Genomic DNA, 24,169 nt, shown 5'->3' on the forward strand with positions numbered 1-24,169 from the left:
CTCCTGTTCTATTCCATAATAGACCTCATCTTCTTTACAAATCCAGCATCAACCACGGCTAGAACCTTTCTCGGTTTGCCAAGGGCTGTGCTAATTTCCAACGTTGTCAACGCTGTAGAGACGTTTACCTGATAATAGTCGGATTTATCCGTTATTTTTTTACTTAAATTTGGGCCTGCATCCTGAGCCAGAAAAATGAGTTTCGCTTGACCAGTCTGGATACTCTTGACGACCAACTCTTCTCCGGAAATGAGCTTTCCAGCGCGTTGGGCCAATCCCAATAAATTTAATAATTTCTGTTGATTATTCAAGGCCGAGCTCTCTTCTTTTGACTTTATGGTCAACATAGGCAATCAAATCATCGTAGAAGCTCTCATCCACTTCCATGCTAAAGGCACGGTTGAAGACCTGCTTTTTCTTGGCAAGCATTGCTTCCTCGTTATCCAACTTGATGTAGGCACCACGACCATTGGCCTTGCCAGTCGGGTCTATAAAGACCAGACCTTCCTTATTTTTAACGATGCGCAAGAGGTCTCGCTTATCAATGATTTCATTGGAAACCACCGATTTTCTGAGTGGGATTTTACGAACTTTTGCCATCCGCCACCTCCTAGTCTTGGTCTGCACTCACACCAAATTCTGCTGCTGCAGCCAGCATGTCATCATCCAAATCTGCCAACGCGACAGCCGCAAATCCGTCCTCTTCCTCTCCAAATGTATCCGATTCTGGCTCGATAGCGTCTGGGAAGAATTGGTCTTCTTGGGCTTCGTACTCACTAGCAGACTTGATGTCGATACGAAAACCTGTCAAATGAGCCGCCAGACGAACATTTTGTCCACGACGACCAATGGCAAGCGACAGCTTGTTATCGGGAACAACAACTGTTGCACGCTTAGCATCTTCACTGTCAAAGAGAACCATGTCCACTTCTGCTGGTGCGATGGCATTGTAGATAAATTCAGCGGGATCTTCCATCCACTCAATGACATCAATATTTTCTTCCACTGGCACCATGCGGTCCAACTTCGGATCGTACTTGGCGGGATGGAATTTGCCAGTGATTTTTTTGATATTAGCACCGCCACGACCGACGATAGTCCCGATAGCATCAACGTTAGGGTTGTGACTACGAACGGCAACCTTGGTACGATCACCAGCTTCACGAGACACACTCATAATTTCCACAGTGCCATCATAAACCTCAGGTATTTCCTGCTCCATAAGACGCTTGATCATCTGAGGATGGCTACGACTTACAAACACATTGACACCACGGTTGTTTTCTTCAACCTTGTAAACATAAACATCGATACGGTCGTGAGATTGGAAAACTTCACCAGGAATTTGATCTTGCTTAGATAGCTGAGCTTCGATAGTTCCTAGATTAACATAGATAAATTTGTTGTCAAAACGCTCCACTGTTCCTGACATGATTTCATTTTCATGTTCCTTGTAGGTATTGTATGTGATAGCACGGGTCTGCTTGCGCATCTTTTCCATGATCGTCTGCTTGGCTGACTGGGCTGCGACACGACCAAATTCCGTGGGAGATTCTTCAAACTTAATCTTGTCCCCAAGCTCATAGGCTGAACTGATGGCCATTGCGTCTTTGAGAGAAATCTCCAAGCGACTATCAAACACTTCGTCCACGACTTCGCGAACTGTGTAGACATGGAAGTCGCCTTTTTTCTCGTCAAATTCGATCGCAACGGATTCAGCCTGGCCATAGCGGCGCTTATAGGCCGATCGAAGCGACTCCACTACCGCATCAACGATATCTTCTTTTTTGATTCCTTTATCTTCTTCCAAAATACGGAAGGCTTCTAGCATTTCTTTGCTCATGATTGTTCCTTTATTCAATTAGCGTTACAGTTTTACAGCGAGACGCGCCTTAGCAACCGTCTCATAGGGAATTTTCACTTCTTTGCGACGAGTCTTGTCCATATAGACCATATGTAGAGTCTCGCCATCAAAAGAGATCAGGTCTCCCTCAAAAATTTTGAGCTTATCGATAGCCTTATACAGACTAACATTGATGTACTTACCCACAGCCTTTTCGATAGCTTCCGCATTTTTAAGCGGACGCTCAAGACCTGGGCTAGTCACTTCAAGCATATACTGGTCTGGGAAAGGATCCGGCTTAATTTCATCCAAAAGCGGACTGATAATCTCCGACAGGTCTGCTGTGTCATTGAGCGAAATACCACCCTCCTTATCGATAAAAATACTCAGAACCATGTCGCCGCCCATTTTGGTATATTCGACATCCACGAGCTCATACGGAATCTGAATGGCTGGGGCGACAACCTCAGTTACCAGCTCAACAATAGATTTGCTTGCGATGATAATGTCCTCCGTTTCTATAGAGATAAAAGCATATAAGAGAGGTCAAGACTTGCTGCCTCAACCTCCTTTTTCCTATTCAACTAAGTGTATTATAGCACACCCTCAGAAAGAATGCAAGAACTAGATGTTTTACACACGCCAAACGCATGAAAAAATCATTTGTTGAAAAAAGTTGTGAAAATGACAAAAACGCCTATTTGTGGCAGCCTATGAAAAAACTGGATGAGGTTTATCTGAAATTCTTCAGTTTTGCATCTTTCAATGACCTATGAAAAAATGTTTTCTGCATAGGCTTGAATTTGCAATATTTCGGAAATAATTTGGAAGATTTTTCTTCAGACATTTGGCATGCCTATTTACATTCTTCTTAAAATCTTGTATAATGATAGTTGTCTAAGTTACTTTTAGGGCGAGACACGGATGTGTGACAAACTGGGTTAGTAGCGTCATAAAAGGTAAACCAAACAAGACCTCTAACGGATAAGTAGGGTGCCAGTCCTTTTCAGAAAGTCTGCGGTTGCTGTGAGCAGATAAGGAAAGCATGTGAAATTCTACCGTTACGACACAATTTTATAAGTAATCAAGCACTTTTGTGAAAGCTGGATGGAACCGCGGTAACACGCTCCAGCATGAGCAGGAGTGTTTTTGCTAGCCTGATGACGCTCTTTCCAGATAAATAGGGGAGTGAAAATCTATCATTCATGACATCACGCCAAACAGCTGAAAACAGGCTAGCCTGTATGGCCTTGATTTAATAGTCACAGCTTATACTTTGATTCAGGAAAAGCTTTTTCAACATCGAGACTGGTTTTTGGAGATCTACTGACTGTGCCGAACGATTGAGGCGTAAAAAGTAGCCTTAAAGCTGTGAACACTGATTTCCTGGGTCAACGGTAGCTTCTTCAGTTTCCCACACATTTTTTGTTCTCTTACATCTTAGACGAAGAGGTTCTTTATGATTCAGATTATTGTTCATGCTTTTGCAGATACGTCTGAAGCCGTTGTACAAGTTGTCTACGCTTCTAGTGACCATCTTGCTGTCTCGAAACGCTACAAAGCACTCAAGGAGCAGCTTCCAAATGACTATCTCGCCATCTACGATCTCCCTCTGGACACAGACCTGACACAGTTAAGACACTTCCCTTCTGTGGCGATCAGTCCAGACGACTTTACCACCTAATTCACTATATTTAATTACATTTTGGAGGAAAACCTATGTTAGACATTAAAAAAATTCGTGCAGACTTCAACGCTGTTGCTGAAAAATTAGCCACTCGTGGTGTTGAGGCAGATACTATCGCAATTCTAAAAGAGCTAGACGGTAAGCGCCGTGAGCTCTTAGTCGTAGCCGAGGAGAAAAAAGCAGAGCGCAATACCGTCTCAGCTGAAATTGCCCAAGCTAAACGTAACAAAGAAAATGCAGATGACAAGATCGCTGCTATGCAGGCTCTTTCTGCTGAAATCAAGGACATCGATACTGAGTTAGCAGGTATTGAAGAGCAGGTTACAGCTATCATCACAACCATCCCAAATATCCCCCATGACTCTGTACCAATTGGCGCTGATGAAGAAGATAACGTCGAAGTCCGCCGTTGGGGAACACCACGCGAGTTTGACTTTGAGATTAAGGCGCACTGGGACTTGGGTGAGGATCTAGGTATTTTGGATTGGGAGCGTGGCGGTAAGGTCACTGGCGCTCGCTTCCTCTTTTACAAAGGCCTCGGAGCTCGTCTTGAACGCGCCCTCTACAACTTCATGCTGGATGAGCATGCCAAAGAAGGCTATACTGAAGTCATTCCTCCCTATATGGTTAACCAGGATTCCATGTTTGGTACAGGCCAATATCCGAAATTCAAGGAAGATACCTTTGAGCTAGCAGACAGCCCCTATGTCCTCATCCCAACTGCTGAGGTGCCACTGACCAATTATTACCGCGATGAAATCGTTGATGGCAAGGATCTGCCAATCTACTTCACAGCCATGAGCCCATCTTTCCGCTCTGAAGCTGGATCTGCTGGGCGCGACACCCGCGGTCTTATCCGCCTCCACCAATTCCACAAGGTAGAGATGGTCAAGTTTGCTAAGCCAGAAGAGTCCTATGACGAGTTGGAAAAAATGACTGCCAACGCTGAAAACATTCTCCAAAAACTCGGTCTTCCATATCGTGTATTGGCTCTCTGTACTGGAGACATGGGCTTCTCAGCTGCTAAAACTTATGACTTGGAAGTTTGGATTCCGGCTCAAAACGCCTACCGTGAAATCTCAAGCTGTTCTAACACTGAGGACTTCCAAGCCCGTCGTGCCCAAATCCGTTACCGCGATGAGGCAGATGGCAAAGTGAAGCTTCTTCATACCCTCAATGGTTCAGGATTGGCTGTCGGCCGCACCGTTGCTGCTATCCTTGAAAATTACCAAAATGAAGACGGCTCCGTCACTATTCCAGAAGCTCTTCGCCCTTATATGGGAGGAGTTGAGGTGATTAAACCTTAATAGCCAGGACAGAGCTGAGTAAAAACTTTAAAAACAGTAAAACTGCATGAAATCAATGTTTAGTAAACGTTGATTTCATGCAGTTTTTAATCGTTTCATTCAGATACGAGATAAAGGTACGTTGGAAAAGGGTGAATGCCACTAAACCTCATTCCTCTAAATCTAATATTTCCTAAACCTCGCGTAGCGCGCATTTAACAGCTGCTCTACAGAGAGCTGTCCAAGCTCCGCGAAAGCTTGTATGAGATCTTCTTTGATTTGTGCGACCAACTCCAGATTAGAGCGCCCCTCCTCTGGAATAACGGTATCAACAATGTCTAATTTTTGGAGTTCAAAGGAGGTGATCTTCATGAGTTCAGCGGCCTCTATAGCACGACTTCCATCTTTCCAGAGAATCGAAGCAAAGCCTTCTGGTGAGAGAACGGCGTACATGGAGTTTTCCAGCATCCAGACCCTATCTGCCACAGCCAAGGCAAGCGCTCCACCAGAGCCACCTTCCCCGATGATGATAGCAATGATAGGCACCTTAAGATCACTCATCTCAAGCAAATTGCGGGCAATTGCCTCCCCTTGACCGCGCTCTTCAGCTCCTAGGCCAGGATAGGCACCTGCTGTGTTGATAAAAGTAACGATGGGACGTTTAAACTTCTCTGCCTGCTTCATAAGGCGTAAAGCCTTACGATAACCTTCGGGATGGGGTTGTCCAAAATTACGTTTGAGGTTGCCTTGCAGGTTCTTCCCTTTTTGGATGCCGACAAAAGTCACTGGCTGGCCTGCCAAAAGCCCAATACCACCGACAACAGCACCATCATCACGGAAGTGACGATCTCCATGAAATTCTATAAAATCATCGAAAATGTGTTCTGCAAAATCTAAACTTGTCAAACGCGATTGATCACGCGCCGATTTGATAATACGACTGACTTGGCTCATTGACCACCTCCATGAAAATGCAGCAGACGAGCAATTGTTGCTCGCAAGTCTTGCCTAGCCACAATAGCATCAACAAAACCGTGTTCCTGCAAGAACTCAGCCTTTTGAAAATCGTCCGGCAAAGTCTCCCGAACCGTATTTTCAATGACACGACGACCAGCAAAACCGATCAAAGTCTGTGGCTCTGCTATGATCACATCACCTTCCATAGCAAAACTAGCAGTCACTCCGCCAGTTGTTGGGTCTGTCAAAATAGTCAAGTAGAACAGACCAGCATTAGAATGGCGTTTCACCGCTGCAGAAACCTTGGCCATCTGCATGAGACTCATGATGCCTTCTTGCATCCGAGCGCCACCAGAAGCTGTAAAGACTACCACAGGCAAGCCTTTTTCTGTCGCAAGTTCAAAGAGACGGGTCACTTTTTCACCGACAACCGTCCCCATCGACGCCATGATAAAACGAGAATCCATGATCCCCAAAGCAATCTGCTGGCCATCAATCTTAGCCAAGCCTGTCATGACCGCCTCATCCAGACCTGTTTTTTCCTTTGTACTCGCAATTTTTTCAGAATAACCAGGAAAATTCAGAGGGTTTTTAGTCTCAATACCCGTGAATAACTCCTCAAAACTCCCCTCATCGACAGTCAAACGCAGCCGCTCCTGAGCAGTGATTCTAAAATTATAACCACACACTGGACAGGTTTTAGTCTGGCCCAGATCTTCTCGGTACACCATCTTCTTGCAAGCTGGACACTTGCCAAAAAGCTCATCAGGTACTTCTGGCTTTGTTTGAGCTGGCTCATTGCGGATTGACCGATTGGGGGTAATCCGAATGTATTTTTCCTTTTTTGAAAATAGGGCCATACCTTACTCCTTCGATTCTCTACAGTGTTCCATCTGTTCTTAGTGAAAAGTCTTCCCAATCCTAATCTCGGAAAAAACCAAAATCGCAGAGCCACTGAAAAATAACGCTAAGCAAAATTCAAGAACACTAAACGAAAAAATGAATTCTTTTAAAACTCAGACGTGCAAAACTTCTTTCTTGTTACATATCGTTCATACTGCTTGTCAATTTTCTGCTTTTTTCAGCGGAGCAATAGGAAAACTGCTTATTACTTCTCTTGGTAGCTCGGCAAAAAATGCTCCGCCAGATAGGCTGTGTCATAATCTCCAGCAACCACATGCTCATCTGAGATGAGGTTCAATTGAAAATCCACATTGGTCATGACACCATCAATATCAAACTCATAAAGCGCTCGTTGCATCTTCATGAGGGCTTCAAAGCGCGTTTCCCCATGAACAATGACCTTGGCAATCATCGAATCATAATAAGGTGGAATCGTGTAACCTGGATAAACAGCCGAATCCACACGCAGACCAACACCTCCAGCTGGCAGATGCAAATTGGTAATGGTGCCTGGACTCGGTGCAAAATTAAAGGCGGGATTCTCCGCGTTGATGCGACATTCGATGGCATGACCTGTAAAAGTCACTTCTTCCTGAGTGATAGAAAGTGCCTCTCCTGCTGCAAGTCGGATTTGCTCCTTGACAATATCTATACCTGTGACAAACTCCGTCACAGGATGCTCGACCTGCACACGGGTATTCATTTCCATAAAGTAGAACTCGCCCTTAGCTTCATCTAACAAAAACTCGATCGTGCCTGCATTCTCGTAGCCGACTGACTGAGCAGCTCGTACAGCTGAAGCACCAATCTCATCTCGCATCGTTTTTCCAATCGCAATTGAAGGACTTTCTTCCAAGACTTTTTGGTTATTCCGCTGGATAGAACAATCTCGCTCTCCTAGGTGAATGACATTTCCCTGCTGGTCAGCTAGGATCTGCACCTCGATATGGCGAGCAGGGTAAATCACGCGCTCTAGATACATCGCTCCATTACCAAAGGCTGCTTGGGCTTCGGCAGAGGCATTCTCAAAGGCTGCGATTAGATCTTCTGCTCGTTCTACCTTACGAATCCCTTTCCCGCCACCACCTGCTGATGCTTTTAACATGACAGGGTAGCCAATTCTCTGAGCAATTTCCAAAGCCTCATCAGCATTATAAACCTCGCCGTCTGAACCTGGAATGACTGGTACCTGAGCCTTAATCATCTCCGTACGGGCATTGATTTTATCACCCATCGCATCCATTACTTGGCCTGATGGTCCAATAAACTTGATCCCAACCTCTTCACACATGGTGGCAAATTTGGAGTTTTCAGATAGAAATCCAAATCCTGGATGAATGGCTTGCGCGCCAGTCACCACAGCAGCAGAAAGGACTGCGTTCATGTTTAAGTAGGATTCGACTGATCGGGCTGGGCCAATACAGATGGCCTCATCTGCCAAGATAGCATGCAGAGCCTCCTTATCAGCTTCTGAATAAACAGCTACTGTTTCGATGCCCAATTCTCTCGCTGCACGAATGATTCGCACCGCAATTTCACCACGATTGGCAATTAAAATTTTTGAAAACATCCTACCTCCCAATCTTGAGGCTGGGAAAAAAGTCCAACCCCACCTCTCATAATTTGCGTAAACATCTCAGCGCAGTGGTTGGGAGTAAGACTTGTTGGCTATGCCAACTTAGTCTTACTCCAGCAAAGATCATTAGGTGCTTTAGCGCCAATGAACCACTGCTGATTGGCAGATTTGTTCGTGTTTGACACTCCAAATCCGGCCTAATCAACTGTGCGGGGGTGGAAAAACGAACTCTTTTTTGATTGCTCGCGCTCTTTCCCACTCCCAATCGCAAATGTCAGCGTTCCTGAAGCAGCTAATTTGCCATCAACCTCTGCCTTCGCTTCAACGACCGCAATGGTTCCACGACGTTTGATAAACTTAGCGGTCATTACCAACTGATCTCCCGGCACTACTTGCTTCTTGAATTTGACCTTATCCATACCAGCATAAAAGACCAATTTACCCTTATTTTCAGGCTTTGATAGTTCCAAAACACCTGCTGTCTGGGCCAGCGCTTCCATGATGAGCACACCTGGCATCACGGGATACTGAGGAAAATGCCCCTGAAAAAATGGTTCATTGATGGTGACATTTTTAATAGCCACAATCTCATCTTCAGACATTTCCAATGCACGGTCAACCAGTAAAAATGGATAGCGGTGTGGTAAAGCTTCCTTAATCGCTTGAATATCAATCATTTGATTCGCACCAAACCTTTCCCAAAATCAACCACTTCCTCATTAGCCACCAAGATCTCTGTGATAACACCATCCTTAGGTGCTGGAATTTCGTTCATCACCTTCATGGCCTCAATGATGAGAAGGGTTTGCCCCTCCTTCACGCGATCACCAACAGCAACAAAGGCAGGCTTGTCTGGACCAGGTGAGAGATAGGCCACACCGACCAGCGGACTCTCCACGACATCTCCTTCAGCCAAGCTTGGTGCGATTGGATCAGTTTCTGCTACGGCTGACGCTGGCTGACTGACAGCAGCTGGACTAGAGACTTCTGTCGTAGCTGGTGCTGGTGTCGCAACAGCGACTGGACTGAGTGCAAGTGATTCATTTTTTGAAAAAGCTAGATTGATCTCTCCAGCTCTATAAGAAAATTCTCTGAGGCTTGACTGATCAAATTGAGCCATCAAGTCCTTAATATCTGAAATTTGCATTTAGTTCTCCCAACGTTTGAAAGCAATAACAGAGTTGTGACCGCCAAAACCAAATGTGTTTGAAATGGCGTAGTTGATAGCCATCTCGCGACCATTGCCATAGATGACATCTGCTTCAATATCTTCTGACAATTCTTTTGTCCCAGCAGTCATTGGTGCATAATTATGTTTCATCGCTTCAATCACTGCAATGGCTTCAACTGCGCCAGCAGCACCTAACAAATGACCTGTGAAGGACTTGGTTGACGATACAGGTGTTTTTCGTCCAAATACTTCCACAATCGCTGCACTTTCGCCCTTCTCATTAGCAGGTGTTGATGTGCCATGAGCATTGATATAATCAATAACAGACGGCTCAATACCAGCTTCATTCAAGGCCAGTTTCATCGCCTTAATCGCCCCAAGACCTTCTGGATGCGGCGAAGTCATGTGATAAGCATCACAGGTATTGCCATAACCCACAATCTCAGCCAGAATCGTCGCACCACGTTTTTGAGCGTGCTCTAAACTTTCAAGCACCAAGACACCTGAGCCTTCACCCATGACAAAGCCATTACGCTCCTTATCAAAAGGAATGGACGCACGACTTGGGTCTTCCGTGGTTGACATAGCAGTTAAAGCTTGGAATCCAGCGATCGCAAATGGTGTAATAGCTGCCTCAGCACCACCTGCTAACATGACATCTTGAAAGCCAAATTTAATTTCACGAAAGGCGTCTCCCAGAGCATCATTGGATGATGCACAGGCTGTAATCACACATTTACAAACCCCATTTGCTCCCACTTCCATAGCAATATTTCCAGCTGCCATGTTAGGAAGAGCTTTAGGCAAGGTCAAAGGGCGTACCCGCTTTGGACCTTTTTCCGTCAAACGATTGACCTGGTCCTCGATTTCTTTAATGCCACCGATCCCCGTTGATAAGATAACGCCAAAACGGTCTCTGTTAATCGCAGCAGTATCCAAATTAGCATGTGCCACAGCTTCTTTGGCAGCATAAATGCCGTAAAGCGAGTAGGAATCAAAGCGGTTATTATCTTTTTTGACAAAGTACTTGTCAAAAGGGAATTCCTTGATCTCAGCAGCATTTTTAACAACATAATCTTCTGTGTCAAATTTAGTGATTTTTCCAATCCCAATCTGACCAGTCTTCAAACTATTCCAAAATTCTTCAGGAGTATTTCCGATTGGTGATGTCACACCATAACCCGTTACGACCACACGATTGACTGTCATTTTCGATTCCTCTTATTCTTTCTCAATGCTTAAAACCGAGGTTCACAAGCAAAATTCTTGGAGAAGTGATATTTTCGACTGTTAAGACCGCTTTTTGATGGATAAAGTCTATTTCATAAAAGCGACGATGACTAGTGAAAACGGTTTTAAGGTCGGTACTTTCACTGTAAATCTAGGTGTTTACATTGAAATCCCGCCATCAATGGCCAAAACTTGGCCTGTCAGATAATCCTGACTCGCCATAAAGACCGCTGCATTAGCCACCTGATCTGCTGTTCCAAACATTTTCATTGGAATCTGCCCCATCATGGCCTCCTTGACCTTATCAGATAACACATCTGTCATATCCGATGCGATAAAGCCAGGTGCGATCACATTGACACGGACATGACGTCCAGCCACTTCACGCGCCACAGACTTAGAAAACCCAATCAAACCAGCCTTTGATGCCGCATAGTTAGCTTGACCAGCATTTCCCATAAGACCAACAACGCTTGAAATGTTGACAATAGCCCCCTCACGCGCCTTAGTCATCGGCTTAAGCACTGCCTGTGTCATGTTAAAAGCACCTGTCAGGTTAGTCTTAAGAACCGTTTCAAAATCCTCCTCCGTCATGCGGAGCAACATCTTATCGCGCGTCACACCGGCATTATTGATTAAAATATCAATAGATCCCAAAACTGCTCGCGCTTCTTCCACCATGCGCTTAGCATCAGCACCATCAGACACATCACCCGAAATCCCAATGACTGTCACACCATAGTCTGCGAATTGCTCCAAGATTTCCTCAGAAACGGGGTTGCGCCCATTGAGCACCACATTAGCTCCAAGACTAGCAAACTTATGCGCAATTCCAAGGCCAATTCCACGCGTTGAGCCCGTCACAAATACATTTTTATTTTTGATTTCCATCACTATTTCCTTTTTTGTATAAAATTCTCCTGATCTTTACTTGATGAAGAGCAAGCATGATATACTAGCGATATTAATTCACAAAGCAGCTTATTACCGAAAGTTATTGTCTCTTCAAAAAAACATCAAGGCATTAACGACCTGTTCTTTTGGTTTTCAAAGAGGTTCTGATAGCAGAGCTTCTAAGCTAGCAATATCTTCCACTTGACTAACTTCTGCTGACTTGTCAATCTTCTTCATAAAACCTGACAAGACCTTTCCAGGGCCAATCTCAATGAAGCGAGTCGCTCCAAGCTCCTGTAAGGTTCTGATGGACTCATAGAACTTGACAGGCTCCATGACCTGACGTGCCAGAAGGCTTCTGATCTGATCTTCTTTCATAACTCGAGCTTCCGTATTGCCGACCAGTGGTAACGTAAAGTTTGTAAACGGCACGTCCTCTAAAACTTCTGCTAAGGCCTGGCTAGCTGACGCTAGCAAAGGCGTGTGGAAAGGACCAGAGACATTGAGCTCAACCAATCGTTTAGCCCCAGCTTTCTTGAGCAGATCCACCGCCATATCAACGGCAGCCACCTCACCGCCAATCACTATCTGCTTAGGCGTGTTGTAGTTAGCAGGACAAACAATACCCTGCAAACGCGCTTCCTCACAGGCTTTCTCAATCACAGCTACATCTGTATTCATCACCGCAACCATCTTACCGCTACCCGTTGGAGCTGCTGTCTCCATCAGCTCTCCTCGTTTAGCCACCAAGGCCACGCCATCAGTAAAAGCAAGAGCCCCTGAGGCCACCAAGGCAGAATACTCACCAAGAGAGAGCCCCGCAACCATATCAGGCTTCCAACCCTTTTCGGCTAACAAACGTTGAATCGCTACTGACGTCGTCAAAATAGCTGGTTGAGTAAAACGGGTTTGATTCAGTTTGGCTTCATCTTCATCAATCAAGCGTCTCAAATCATAAGCCAAAACTTCACTGGCTTCCTCAAAGGTCTCTTTAACAATAGGATATGTTTCATACAAATCCCTTGCCATGCCCAATTTTTGAGCACCTTGTCCTACAAATAAGAAAGCTGTTTTAGTCATTGCCTGCTTCTCCAATACTTGCCCAACGTTGCGCCTCAGCCGTGATGATTTCTGCTGCACCGTAGTAGATATCCTCTAGAATCTCTTTACACGTTTCTTCCCTGCCAATAAATCCTGCAATCTGACCTGCCATAACAGATCCATTATCCACATCCCCATCAACAACAGAACGACGAAGGGCACCAGCACCTAGATTTTCAAAGATCGTCAAATCAGGATTATCCTGCTTAAAGGCCTCTTTTTCCGCTATATCAAAATCACGGGTCAACTTATTTTTAATAGCACGAACCGCATGGCCAAAGTTAGCCGCTGTCACAACTGTATCAATATCCTTGGCCTTTAAGATTTTGTCCTTATAATTTTGATGAGCGTTGGACTCTTTAGCGACTACAAAACGTGTGCCAACCTGTACAGCCTCTGCACCAAGCATAAAACCTGCAGCAGCACCACGGCCATCTGCGATGCCGCCAGCCGCAATGACAGGAATAGATACCGCATCAGCTACCTGACGCACCAAGGTCATGGTTGTTAATTTTCCAATGTGACCGCCAGCTTCCATCCCTTCAGCAATGACAGCATCAGCACCAACTTTTTCCATACGCTTGGCTAACGCTACACTTGGAACGACGGGAATGACGACCATCCCCGCAGCATGGAAACGTTCCATGTACTTGCCAGGATTACCCGCACCAGTTGTCACCACCTTAACGCCCTCTTCGATAACAAGGTCAACAATATCATCCGCAAAAGGAGACAAAAGCATGATATTGACACCAAAGGGCTTATCCGTGATGGATTTGACGCGATCTATATTAGCCTTAACAACCTCCTTAGGCGCGTTTCCACCACCAATAATACCAAGACCACCAGCATTTGAAACCGCTCCAGCTAAATCACCATCTGCTACCCAGGCCATCCCACCTTGGAAAATCGGGTATTTGATATCAAGCAATTCTGTAATCCGTGTTTTCATAGTTACCTTTTCTCACTTTAATTCGCTTAGTAAATCATTTGACTATCAAATGATTTACTAAACAAGGGAGAATATCAGTAATGATATTCTCGCGTTTACTTCTATTTGTTTCTCTATTTTGTCTGCTCTTCAACGTAAGCAACCAAGTCACCAACTGTTTTCAAGCTATCTTCTGCTTCGATGGAAATATCAAACTCATCTTCGATTTCAGAAATTACTTGGAAGATATCCAGTGAATCCGCATCAAGCTCTTCAAAAGAAGTTTCCAATTTGACTTCTTCTGCCTCTTTCCCTAATTCCTCAACGATAATTTCTTGTATTTTATCAAATACTGCCATAAGTCTAACTCCTTATTTAAAAAATATTTTTTATAAATGGCGTTTCCACCAATTATGAACTAAATGGTTAAGAGAAGGACACCCCAAGTTAAGCCACCACCAAAACCTGCTAATACAAGTCTCTGGCCACTACCTATGGTAATAGTTCCCTCTTCAATGCATTCCGAAAGCAAAATCGGAATGCTGGCAGCGCTGGTATTGCCGTAGCGCATCATATTGGCGGGTAGCTTCTTGCGATCAACGCTTAACTTTCTAGCCATCTTATCCAGCATACGATTGTTAGCCTGATGCAAGAGAAAATAATCCACTTCATCTGGAGCCAAATCTGATCGGCCAAGAACCTCCTTAAGGCTGGCAACCACATCACGAATAGCAAAATCAAAGACAGCACGTCCGTCCATTTCCAGGCTAAGATGCGACTCTTGCTCCACTGAAAAAGGTGAGGCCAGACCTTGATAGCTAGACTTTAGAGCTTCTCCACGAGCACCATCGGTATGCAAGGATTCCAATAGAAACTGCCTCTCTGGACTAGCTTCCAGAAGCACACCACCCGCACCATCACCAAACAGAACAGCTGTTCGACGATCTTGCCAGTCTACCACTTTGGATAAAACCTCAGCACCAATCACAAGACCGTGCTTATATATTCCTGATGCAATCAATTTCTCAGCCGTGGACAAAGCAAAAATAAAACCTGAACACGCTGCTGTTATATCAAAAGCAAAAGCCTTGCTAGCACCAATATTAGCTTGAACTCTCGCAGCAGTCGATGGCATCATAGAATCTGGTGTAATCGTAGCAACAAGAATAAAGTCTAAATCCTGAGCTTCTAACCCTGACCGTGTCAGTAACTGCTTTGCAACTTCTGTCGCCAAATCACTAGTCTGCTGATTTTGACTGATGCGACGCTCACGAATACCTGTACGAGAAGCGATCCACTCATCACTAGTATCCATCATCGCAGCCAAATCAGTATTCGTCACGATTTGTTCGGGGACATAATGGGCGACATGACTAATTCTTGCAAAAGGCATTATTTCAGCTCCTCTAGGAAAGCATGCAAGTTCAGAAGCCCCTTTTGCATTACCGCATACTCATCCTCAGACATGCCATCTGTAATCTGTTCCACCATTCTTTGATGGAACTTACGATGCAAACGATAGATGAGACGGCCTTTTTTTGTCAAATAAAGATGAACAACCCGACGATCTTTATCTGACCGTATGCGTTCAAGATAGCCCTTTGCTTCCAAACGATTCAAACTAGCCGTCACTGTGCCTAGAGTCACCATTAGAGTCCTTGCGACATCAGATGGCGTACAGTCAGGAATTGTTCCAACCACATCAAGTGTATGCATCTCTTTAATCGAAAGATCCTTAAAACGACTCGTTCTTAAACTATTCTCCTCAATAATTAAGACATTGTTAAAAATTGAAGTTAAATATTCGTTAACCAATTCGTTACTCACGTCTTCCTCCTTATACAAGATACACCATTAAAATATTTGACAATCAAAGTATATCAGAATGAAGACCATTTGGCAAGTCTCAAATGAATTATTTACTATTTTCCTATAAATTTTGGACGACGTTTTTCTGTGTAAGCCCGTACTCCTTCTTTGAAATCTTCTGTAAAAGCGAGTGATTTTTGCAATCCCACTTCTAATTTTGCATAGTCAGACCAAGCAGAAAATTCACTCTGCCATACCATTTCCTTAATAGCTTTATAAGAATTAGCTGAGTTTCGCATCAATTTGCTGATTAAACGTTTTGTAGTCTTCTCCAGCTCTGCTACCTCACAAACCTTGTAGACAAAACCATATTCGAAACCTTTTTCAGCTGTTACAGGTTCACCAGTCATCGTAATTTGGGTTGCTCGATTAACGCCAATCGAGCGTGTCAGCAGATAGAGACCTCCCGCATCTGGAGCCAGCCCCACTCCCACAAAGGCCTGGATAAACCGCGCCTTATCTGAAGCAATGCAAAAATCAGCTGCTACAACCAAATTAAAGGCAGCACCAGCCACAGGACCATCAACACTCATCACCACTGGTTTTGGAAGGCGTTTCAAGGCATAGGCAATGTCATTGACCTGCTCAGCAATACGTCCAAGAGAGGCAATATCATCGTTATCTACAGCCCTTTGCATCTCTGCCAAATCACCCCCTATTGAAAAAATCTTTCCAGTAGCATTAATAAGGAGCAACCTTACCGACTCATCTTGCTCCGCCAAAGCTATCGCTTTTAAAATGTCATCACAAACAGAGACATTAAAACCGTTTGAGATTTCTGGTTGATTTAATGTTAAGGTAGCAACGCCATTTTCCACTTGGTATAAAATTGTATGAAACATATTTTGACCCCCAAATCAGTCTTGCTTTTCAATTAGTTAACATTTTAACCGAAATACAAATTTAATTCAACAATCAAACTATCTTCTTTTGTGACAGCCCAAAAGAACCTAACTATTGAAGTAGAATCAAGTCCTACCAACTGATAACACTCTCAAATCAAATACCAATTATACGTGCTAGTCCTATGAAAACACACTATTGCTCTATCTCAAAGTTATCAAGAGGCGCTCTCATGCAACCACTAGTCTCATTCAGATGCTTTATCTACGCAGTCAGGATATGCTATCAAAAAGAGCTTTCTTGAAGAATTTATCAAACGTGGAGAAATCGTCGCCGTCATTCCTGTCACCTATCAAGAAAAGCCTAGGAAAGAGACCAGTTTATCTGGATTTCACAGGTTTTTAGAACATCACAACTGGCGAAAAACCAAGCTCCGCCCACAACCACAATATGAGAAGGAAACAGGGTCTAGGTTCAAATCCTTTCGTTTGGTCAAACTTATCATTCACAGGGGTTGGGAGTAAGAGTAAGTTGGCATAGGTCCCAACCCCTGCATTTAACATATTAGTCTGCATACAATATTAAGGCCAGAACGTTTGTTCCAGCCTCATATCAAAATATCTATTTTCCTTCAAATAAAGGAGAAAGTGGACGTTTTTCATGAATACGGACAATCGCATCCGCCAACAAATCAGCAATTGAAATCTGCTCGATCTTATCTATCAAACGCTCTTCAGGTGTGTAAATAGTGTCAAGAACGACCAACTTCTTAATCGCTGACTTTTGAATATTATCCATGGCAGGGCCTGAAAGCACTGGATGGGTACAACTCGCATAGACCTCTACTGCACCAGCTTCAGCTAAAGCATCTGCTGCATGACAAATCGTCCCAGCAGTATCAATCATATCATCAATCAAGATACAGGTCTTGCCATCAACTTTTCCGATGATATTCATGACCTCAGAGGTATTCATCTTGTCTACACTACGGCGCTTATCAATGATGGCAATAGGTGTTTTCAAGAACTCTGCCAGCTTACGGGCACGAGTCACGCCACCATGATCAGGCGATACCACAACATAGTCAGCACCTATCATACCGCGACGCTCAAAATAATCCGCAATCAGAGGAGCCCCCAGCAAATGATCCACCGGAATATCAAAGAACCCTTGGATTTGAGATGCATGAAGATCAATAGTCAACAGACGGTCAACACCAGCAACCTCAAGCATATTAGCAACTAGCTTGGAAGTGATTGGTTCACGAGCACGTGCTTTGCGGTCTTGACGGGCATAGCCATAGTAAGGCATCACGATGTTGATAGACTCTGCACTCGCACGTTTCAAAGCATCGACCATAATCAAAATTTCCATCAAATTATCATTAACTGGTGATGACGTTGACTGAAGAATGTAAACTTCCATTCCTCGCACTGACTCCTCAATATTGACCTGAATTTCACCGTCAGAGAAATGACGTACTGTCGATTTCCCAAGTGTGATTCCCATCGTGTCTGCCACCTTTTTAGCTAACTCCTGATTGGACGAAAGCGAAAAAAGTTTTAAGTTTACATATGACATATTGCCCTCCATCTTAAAATACGAAAACTTCCGCTAGCTCTATTCTAACGTTTTTTTAAGGATAATTCAAATGATATTCCGATAAATTTGAACGTAAAAAGCTTTTCAAAAAAGAAAGTGGGATCAATCGTGATTCATCAAATCGATTGCCCTTACTCCTTTATTTCTGAGTTCGGGCCAATAATCAAAAGCAGATAGACTGAATCTTATCAAGACAAGTTGACGAAGTACTCTTTTGATTTCCAAAGAGTATAAAATAAGTCACTAGATTATCTCATACCCTTCTTTCTTCAAAATTAACAAGACCTTTGGACTATTGATGTGTGCTCAAATAAAGTCAAAGCAGAGCAAGAGTCCCTCAAAAGCAAAGCATGAGCCCCCTTACTGAAATGTAATTGTACCAAACTACTATATCAACATCTTACAGTTTGACAATCCTCGCTTTTAGATCTCGTTATCAAAAAAGCACAACGGCCGCACTCCTCTTCAAATGAGGAATAAAGCCGTTGCTTAACCTTTTATTATTTAAAGTACTAACTTCTTTAACTATGGGTAAATGTACAAGACAGTACCGCCACCCCATGTACCAGCAGTTGGATTAAACCAGCCACGGTAGTTTGAGATTGATTGGCTACCAGCATAGTTAGATTCTGACACTTGAATGTTCGTCGCAGATTGGACAGCAGTAACAACAGCTACGTGTCCATAACCTCCACCATCATAAGGCCAAACAGCTACTGCACCAACTACAGGCGTTGTACCAACTGAGTAGCCCGCGGCTTGAGCAGAAGCTGGCCACTGAGCTGCATTGCCCCAATAGTTACCAACCCAAGGAGCAAGAGCTTTAGCACCCCATGTACACTGACCAACAGGATAAGTATTCGCAGCCGAATAAGTGACCTTTGCTGTATTAGTTGGTGTCGCTGTATTAGCAGCTGGCACTGTTGAATCTGATAAAGTTGCAGCAGAAGCACCTGAAGTATCACCAGCATTTGTTACCGTGTTAACTCCTGAAAGTACTGTTGGTCTAGCCCCAGCAGCAGATGCTTGTAAAGCCTGCGCTTGCGCTTGCTGAGCTGCACGATATGCCGCTTCTTCTGCAGCTGCCTTTGCTGCAGCTGCTTCTGCGGCTGCTTTTTGCTCTAAAAGAGATTTCTTTTCTCCCTCAGCAGTTGAAAGCTCCGCTGCAAGATTTAGCTTAGCCACCTCTAATTCAGCTTGTTGTGTATTCAAGGCTTGCTCATCATCAGCAAGTTTTTTCTGATTAGTAGCGATTGTATTAATAGCTTCTTGATTCGCTTTTTGTTTTTTCTCAATCGCTGCTTTATCTGCTTCTTGCTGCTCAAGCATTTGATTGTTTGCAGAAATAATTTCAGTCATCGCAGTAACACGAGATACTGCATCTGCAATTGAGCTTGAGTCCAAAACAGTATTAATGTAGTTAACAGCAGTTCCCTCTGTCTGAGCTGAACGCGCTTGAGCTGACAATGCTTCGTTTCGCGCCACAATGTTCTCTGACAGAACTTGAATCTCAGCAAAGAGCGCTTCAGATTCAGCTTGAAGCTTTTCATTTTCCGCAGTCAATCGTCCTTGCTCAGCCTTAATCTTGTCAACACTAGATTGGATTGCGTTAACTTGTGCTTGGGCCGCTGCTTGCTGAGAATTGAGATTTGAAATTTTACTTTCAACTGCAGAAATTTTTGAATCAGTGTCTTGTGCAAATACGGTAGAGATGGGAGCTACATAATTTAATACCATTGTACTTAACAATGCTGTCGTTAAAAATTGTTTTTTCATATTACTAGTAGAGTTCTCCTCGTTAATATAAGTCCAGATTATATTATAACAAAAAGATCGCCTCAGTATGTTACGGGTTCTTTACAATCATATATCTATCGCATTCGGGAAATAACAATCTAGCTACTAAATCAGGTTCTAATTTAATCTCTTTATTGTTGATATCTTATTTTAAACTAGAAGTAATATAAGTTTCTTCGAGTATTATTTGAACCAAGAGTGGAACAGCCCGTTCCAGAATTACTTACTAAAACCTTTTATCCTTTAAAAATAGCGTCTTAATCATCATTTGCTCTAATACAGATGTAGCTTCTCCACCTTAAGTATATTTTTGTGTTTTACAAAAATTTTTGAAGATGTATAGTTGAGGGTCTGACAGGATATTTGATAGACTGTTTTTAAATGAGGATCTATAAATTTAGTTTAAAGATGGTATACGATAACCATCTTATCCTTCAAAACCGTTAACACACTTTAGATCATACTTAACAAAGCCTGCAAAACACTAGAAGATGTGATTGGTCAGCTACAAGATATCATTCAAAGACTTAGTTGCCATGATTAAAAAATTGCTCGCCGAAAATGGTTAAGTAAAAGTTTTGATTTTCATTGAGTATCGTAACTGCCCGATAACAAGGTATCTAGCATGTCTCCTCTTCCTCCCAATATACTGTTCTTATCCATTAGAATTGGAGGAGTTTTGATATCATTACAAGCCATTCGCTTCAGTGATTTAGAACCCGTCTACCTTGTCTGTGACAAGACAGATATGCGTCAAGGCATTGACTCTCTCGACTATCTTATCAAAAGTCAACATGAGTTAGATCCCTTTTCAGGTGCTGTTTCTCTCTTCTTCGGAAACAAATAAACTCAAGCATTACAACTGTCATTCATATTTCATAATCATTTCCCTAATGTAATGGTTTTGGGGATTAACATTTCAACCAAAGCTCCTGGATTAGTATTTTTTAAAATTAGTTCGCCTGAATGGCGATCCATAACTTGTTTTACAAAGGCTAATCCAATGCCAAAGTGTTGCATCTGAGATGTTCTACTAATGTCCTCTCTATAGAATAACTTACCAAAATTAGATAGAACATCGTCAGAGAACTCAGATCCGTTATTCCAAATACCAATTATTAAATATCTACTATCTTCACTTAGAGTGATTTTTACAAATTTTCCACTATCATCTGCATAAAAAATTGCATTATTGATAATATTAGTCACAGAGCGAATGAGTAAATCTAAATCAATATTCACTTTAAAATCCGTAGTTATATATGAAGTGTATTCGTAATCAATTTTTTCTCCTATCAGATATATACATTCTTGTTGAATTATTTTTTCTAAATTTTTAACATTAAATTTATTTAAAACTACTTCTTCATCATAAAGCGTCTTAGAATAATTGATTAACTGATTAAAATAATTTTCAAGTTGACTACTTGCTTTCTCTATATCTTTAACACATTGTTGATCAACTTCAGATAGTTCAACAAGCTGCAATAACTCGGAGTTACCTTTGATTACAGTCAGAGGTGTTTTTAGATCATGGGCCATTGCAGAAACTCTAAAAAGAACATCCTCTTTTTGGTGTTTTTCAATTTCAATCATGTTTTTAATTTTCTGTTGCATTAATTCTATTCGTTTATTTGTCTCTATAAATTCATGAAGTGTCAAACTCGAGGAGGAATTATTAGAAGAAAGCCATATACTTTGATGATAAACAATATTCATTTCATTTTTGATCGTCTTAAAAAAACGTCTTATATTAAAAGTTAAAATGATTAGCAGTGAAATACATATATAAAGCCAAGAAAACACATTAAAAATCACTTTGAATAATTCATGACCTATTTGTTGAGAATCCTTAGTGAAATCTACCGATATAGCAGAGATAGGAATGATGTACGCAATAACTACACTCAAACAAAATTGTCTAATAATAGTCCGCTTTGTTTTTTTTACTAACCCTTCAAAATCTAATCTACGCTCCAACAGTACCCACCTCCCCACTGTGTTTTTATCGGATTAATTGAAAAAGGTCTTAACTTGGAACGTATTTGATATATATATTCTGCTATTGAACGGAATTGAGTATCTGACTCAGAAGGATATATCCTCTCATAAAGCTCTTCAACTGAAAATATTCTATGGGGATTGCTGGCTAACGTATGCAAAAGTATAAATTCTCTTTTTGTCAAGGGAACGACTTCATTTTTAATTGACAAATTTTGAGCATCTTCATCAATTAATAAGTCTCCAAAAATAAGAAGTCTTGAATTTAATTTATTTCGCTCCTCACGACGGAGGTGCATTTTTACTCTTGCAACTAATTCTACTATACTGAATGGTTTTTTTATATAGTCATCTGCACCAACTTTAATTCCGTCTAGGACCTCAGTCTCTAGATGCTTAGCTGTTACAAATATTATTGGTACATCAACTTTGTTACGTATTGTTTTACAAATCTCTAGCCCATCTAAAGGCATCATTATATCTAATAAAATCAAATCAAACCCTACAAACGTACAGATATCGATACTGTCAATTCCTAGTAATGCAGTTACCTCAAAGCCTGAACGCTCCAGAGTATTCTTTATTAAACGGAGAATGCTTTCATCATCATCAATAACTATAATTTTATACTTAACTTTCATTGCCATAATTAAATATTACCATAAACTTAGGGATATTATAAATTTTATTATCGTATTCCTCTTCTAACAAAAATGTAGCTAGACAGTGCCAACATAAACATTGCCCATAAATTTTGGACTATAATCCCATGTAATGACGAGAGAAATACCGGACTATCCACTAGTAAAAAAGTATTCATTGTTGAAAGTATTGGAAAATACAAAAGAAATTTGCTAAATTGCAATAATATCTGGCCCAATCCTAACAGAAATGATAAAGAAATTCCCAAAGAGAATACCAACGATTTTGTTAAAATTACTAAACTAAAGCAGATTAATACTAGACTTAATGAAACAATCGATACATTCATAGTCAATACTAAGATATCTTTAAACAGTATTAATCCATAATAAGTTTTTACAACTAATATAGAGACTACAGCAATTGCACCCCATATTAGTAACATTAAAGATATTAATGCAAACAGTTTTGAAAACAAAAATTTGACTCTATTTGGGCAAAATATTGCTGAGGTTCGTAATGTCGATTTTGTGAACTCTTGTCCTATGTTCAATATGGTAATAATTATTATTCCTGACTGACCAAGATAATAACTTTCTAGTATTTGGCTTAGGACATATTTTTTAGTTATTTCACTAGGATTTTCATGTAAATAAATAATAAAAATCGGTACCAAAACAATTGTTAATAATGTTGATGATAACAACCATTTGTTGTATATAATTTTGAGGTATTCACTTTTTAAAATCTTAATCATTTTGTACCTACGTCTATTCTAATAAAACGATAATATCCGATGGTAGCTACTAATACCACCCATAAACCAAGTAGCGCTATACTAATTGCGGGAACTGAGGTTAATCTTGATGGAGTTGTTGCGATTAAGTCTTGTCCCAATGAAATAGGTAAAAATCTAGCAATACTTATTCTATCAGCTAAAAATTCACCAATATTATAAAGCTGAGGAATTAAAAATATTAATGGAGCCACAGATGTTTTAAAAAGAAATGCTACAAAATAAGATAACATAGTAATTAGTGTCCAAGAAATCGTTCCTAAAATTATAAAATACCAAACTTTACTATTTAGGATTATGGGATTTAGTCCACTAGCTCCTAATGCATATTGACTACAAGCAATAGAAATAAATATTGAAATAAAGGACATAAAGAAAATAAAAAGCATTGAAACCAACATTTTTGATTTAAAAAAAATCATTTTATTTGGCTGTAACAATAATGTAGTTCTTAAAGAATTCTTTTTAAATTCTAAACTTCCAAATACTGCTCCTAAAATTATCATCGCAAACAAACCAATTAGTATCGTGTCAAATCCAATATACTCTATTGGTGGGATAGCTTCTAATAAATTGCTATCTGTTTCTGGAGTTGCATCTAAACCAACATATAAAACTTGCTTTGCGCTCATGTAGGCTAACATAGGTTGCAGAATGATAATGATCGGAAGTACTATCTGTGTTGCCTTATTATAAATAATTTTTAAAAATTCCGATAATATACTCTGACTAATTACTTTAGTTTTCATAATTTCCTCCCGTTAAGTGAAAGAAAACGGCTCTATACTATCTGTAGTGGGTAACTCCACTTTGGATAGTATAGGGCTTTTTGAGTACACAAAAAGTCCCATAAGACTTATAATGAAAAGCGCTAACCAACTCATTAGAAAGCATCTTATGGAACACATCAATCATACCACACAACTCATCGGAATGAAAGATAAAAATATCAAACTAAACGAAATCATGAAATATGATACCCATATCCTTATCAGAGCTACACTAGATTATATACCTCCTCTATGCAAGCATTGTAGCGG

25 protein-coding genes and 1 pseudogene are annotated in these 24,169 nt (G+C 41.5%); 4 read left to right on the forward strand and 22 right to left on the reverse strand.

Features of this window, described 5'->3' with window-relative positions; all coding sequences use genetic code 11:
* Positions 1-8: 8 nt before the first annotated feature.
* The 4 genes from A3I5_RS0104330 to rimP are packed head-to-tail and all read right to left on the reverse strand — an operon-like array spanning position 9 to position 2,347.
* A complete protein-coding gene (locus A3I5_RS0104330) occupies positions 9-311 on the reverse strand; it encodes a YlxQ-related RNA-binding protein (RefSeq protein ID WP_018373400.1) in 303 nt (100 codons plus the stop codon).
* The gene (rnpM, locus tag A3I5_RS0104335; RefSeq protein WP_018373401.1) at positions 304-600 is read right to left on the reverse strand and encodes an RNase P modulator RnpM; all 297 of its coding nucleotides are present in this window, start codon (positions 598-600) and stop codon (positions 304-306) included. Before rnpM ends, A3I5_RS0104330 begins: the two co-directional genes overlap by 8 nt.
* Before the next feature lie 10 nt (positions 601-610).
* A complete protein-coding gene (gene nusA, locus A3I5_RS0104340; RefSeq protein ID WP_018373402.1) occupies positions 611-1,843 on the reverse strand; it encodes a transcription termination factor NusA in 1,233 nt (410 codons plus the stop codon).
* 24 nt (positions 1,844-1,867) lie between these two features.
* Positions 1,868-2,347 (reverse strand): ribosome maturation factor RimP, encoded by a 480-nt coding sequence (gene rimP / locus A3I5_RS0104345; RefSeq protein ID WP_040834552.1) that lies wholly within the window; start codon positions 2,345-2,347, stop codon positions 1,868-1,870.
* A gap of 955 nt (positions 2,348-3,302) precedes the next feature.
* Between rimP and A3I5_RS0104355 the strand changes: the two genes are divergently transcribed.
* The gene (locus tag A3I5_RS0104355) at positions 3,303-3,527 is read left to right on the forward strand and encodes a hypothetical protein (RefSeq protein ID WP_018373405.1); all 225 of its coding nucleotides are present in this window, start codon (positions 3,303-3,305) and stop codon (positions 3,525-3,527) included.
* 35 nt (positions 3,528-3,562) lie between these two features.
* Positions 3,563-4,837, forward strand: a complete 1,275-nt coding sequence (serS, locus tag A3I5_RS0104360; protein WP_018373406.1) for a serine--tRNA ligase — start codon at positions 3,563-3,565, stop codon at positions 4,835-4,837.
* 162 nt (positions 4,838-4,999) lie between these two features.
* Here serS and A3I5_RS0104365 read toward each other — a convergent pair whose 3' ends face one another.
* The 15 genes from A3I5_RS0104365 to pcsB form a co-directional block, all read right to left on the reverse strand.
* Complete coding sequence (locus tag A3I5_RS0104365; protein ID WP_018373407.1) at positions 5,000-5,770, reverse strand: acetyl-CoA carboxylase carboxyl transferase subunit alpha; 771 nt, start codon at positions 5,768-5,770, stop codon at positions 5,000-5,002.
* The gene (gene accD / locus A3I5_RS0104370; RefSeq protein ID WP_018373408.1) at positions 5,767-6,633 is read right to left on the reverse strand and encodes an acetyl-CoA carboxylase, carboxyltransferase subunit beta; all 867 of its coding nucleotides are present in this window, start codon (positions 6,631-6,633) and stop codon (positions 5,767-5,769) included. Before accD ends, A3I5_RS0104365 begins: the two co-directional genes overlap by 4 nt.
* 248 nt (positions 6,634-6,881) lie before the next feature.
* Positions 6,882-8,246, reverse strand: a complete 1,365-nt coding sequence (gene accC, locus A3I5_RS0104375; protein ID WP_018373409.1) for an acetyl-CoA carboxylase biotin carboxylase subunit — start codon at positions 8,244-8,246, stop codon at positions 6,882-6,884.
* Between the two features lie 203 nt (positions 8,247-8,449).
* On the reverse strand, positions 8,450-8,929 hold the full coding sequence (gene fabZ / locus A3I5_RS0104380) for a 3-hydroxyacyl-ACP dehydratase FabZ (RefSeq protein WP_018373410.1): 480 nt from the start codon (positions 8,927-8,929) through the stop codon (positions 8,450-8,452).
* Complete coding sequence (gene accB / locus A3I5_RS0104385; RefSeq protein ID WP_018373411.1) at positions 8,926-9,399, reverse strand: acetyl-CoA carboxylase biotin carboxyl carrier protein; 474 nt, start codon at positions 9,397-9,399, stop codon at positions 8,926-8,928. Before accB ends, fabZ begins: the two co-directional genes overlap by 4 nt.
* Positions 9,400-10,632 carry a beta-ketoacyl-ACP synthase II gene (fabF, locus tag A3I5_RS0104390; RefSeq protein WP_018373412.1) on the reverse strand — a complete coding sequence of 411 codons (1,233 nt, stop codon included), beginning with the start codon at positions 10,630-10,632 and terminating at the stop codon, positions 9,400-9,402.
* Positions 10,633-10,812: 180 nt separating this feature from the next.
* A complete protein-coding gene (gene fabG, locus A3I5_RS0104395; protein WP_018373413.1) occupies positions 10,813-11,544 on the reverse strand; it encodes a 3-oxoacyl-[acyl-carrier-protein] reductase in 732 nt (243 codons plus the stop codon).
* A gap of 156 nt (positions 11,545-11,700) precedes the next feature.
* Entirely contained in the window at positions 11,701-12,627 is a 927-nt protein-coding gene (gene fabD, locus A3I5_RS0104400) for an ACP S-malonyltransferase (RefSeq protein WP_018373414.1), read from the reverse strand.
* Positions 12,620-13,600 carry an enoyl-[acyl-carrier-protein] reductase FabK gene (fabK, locus tag A3I5_RS0104405; protein WP_018373415.1) on the reverse strand — a complete coding sequence of 327 codons (981 nt, stop codon included), beginning with the start codon at positions 13,598-13,600 and terminating at the stop codon, positions 12,620-12,622. The genes fabD and fabK overlap by 8 nt, the downstream gene beginning before the upstream one ends.
* 113 nt (positions 13,601-13,713) lie before the next feature.
* On the reverse strand, positions 13,714-13,938 hold the full coding sequence (locus A3I5_RS0104410) for an acyl carrier protein (RefSeq protein ID WP_018373416.1): 225 nt from the start codon (positions 13,936-13,938) through the stop codon (positions 13,714-13,716).
* Between the two features lie 59 nt (positions 13,939-13,997).
* Entirely contained in the window at positions 13,998-14,972 is a 975-nt protein-coding gene (locus tag A3I5_RS0104415) for a beta-ketoacyl-ACP synthase III (protein ID WP_018373417.1), read from the reverse strand.
* Complete coding sequence (gene fabT, locus A3I5_RS0104420) at positions 14,972-15,406, reverse strand: fatty acid biosynthesis transcriptional regulator FabT (RefSeq protein WP_018373418.1); 435 nt, start codon at positions 15,404-15,406, stop codon at positions 14,972-14,974. The genes A3I5_RS0104415 and fabT overlap by 1 nt, the downstream gene beginning before the upstream one ends.
* A gap of 95 nt (positions 15,407-15,501) precedes the next feature.
* The gene (gene fabM, locus A3I5_RS0104425) at positions 15,502-16,290 is read right to left on the reverse strand and encodes a trans-2-decenoyl-ACP isomerase (RefSeq protein ID WP_018373419.1); all 789 of its coding nucleotides are present in this window, start codon (positions 16,288-16,290) and stop codon (positions 15,502-15,504) included.
* Positions 16,291-16,912: 622 nt separating this feature from the next.
* Entirely contained in the window at positions 16,913-17,872 is a 960-nt protein-coding gene (locus A3I5_RS0104430) for a ribose-phosphate diphosphokinase (protein WP_018373420.1), read from the reverse strand.
* Between the two features lie 546 nt (positions 17,873-18,418).
* Complete coding sequence (gene pcsB, locus A3I5_RS0104435; RefSeq protein WP_018373421.1) at positions 18,419-19,669, reverse strand: peptidoglycan hydrolase PcsB; 1,251 nt, start codon at positions 19,667-19,669, stop codon at positions 18,419-18,421.
* Between the two features lie 700 nt (positions 19,670-20,369).
* On the opposite strand from pcsB, the gene tnpB reads away from it, so the two are divergent.
* Positions 20,370-20,537, forward strand: a complete 168-nt coding sequence (gene tnpB, locus A3I5_RS12580; protein WP_231869660.1) for an IS66 family insertion sequence element accessory protein TnpB — start codon at positions 20,370-20,372, stop codon at positions 20,535-20,537.
* A gap of 35 nt (positions 20,538-20,572) precedes the next feature.
* Here tnpB and A3I5_RS0104445 read toward each other — a convergent pair whose 3' ends face one another.
* The 3 genes from A3I5_RS0104445 to A3I5_RS0104460 all read right to left on the reverse strand — a co-directional run bounded on the left by A3I5_RS0104445 (position 20,573) and on the right by A3I5_RS0104460 (position 23,878).
* Positions 20,573-21,670: a sensor histidine kinase gene (locus A3I5_RS0104445; protein WP_018373423.1), complete on the reverse strand. Its 1,098-nt coding sequence runs from the start codon at positions 21,668-21,670 to the stop codon at positions 20,573-20,575.
* The gene (locus tag A3I5_RS0104450; protein ID WP_018373424.1) at positions 21,655-22,338 is read right to left on the reverse strand and encodes a response regulator transcription factor; all 684 of its coding nucleotides are present in this window, start codon (positions 22,336-22,338) and stop codon (positions 21,655-21,657) included. The genes A3I5_RS0104445 and A3I5_RS0104450 overlap by 16 nt, the downstream gene beginning before the upstream one ends.
* Before the next feature lie 748 nt (positions 22,339-23,086).
* Complete coding sequence (locus tag A3I5_RS0104460; protein ID WP_018373426.1) at positions 23,087-23,878, reverse strand: ABC transporter permease; 792 nt, start codon at positions 23,876-23,878, stop codon at positions 23,087-23,089.
* Positions 23,879-24,026: 148 nt separating this feature from the next.
* On the opposite strand from A3I5_RS0104460, the pseudogene A3I5_RS12795 reads away from it, so the two are divergent.
* Positions 24,027-24,169: pseudogene (locus tag A3I5_RS12795) on the forward strand (ISL3 family transposase); the annotation flags it as partial.

The sequence above is a fragment of the Streptococcus merionis DSM 19192 genome, assembly GCF_000380085.1.
Classification (GTDB): domain Bacteria; phylum Bacillota; class Bacilli; order Lactobacillales; family Streptococcaceae; genus Streptococcus; species Streptococcus merionis.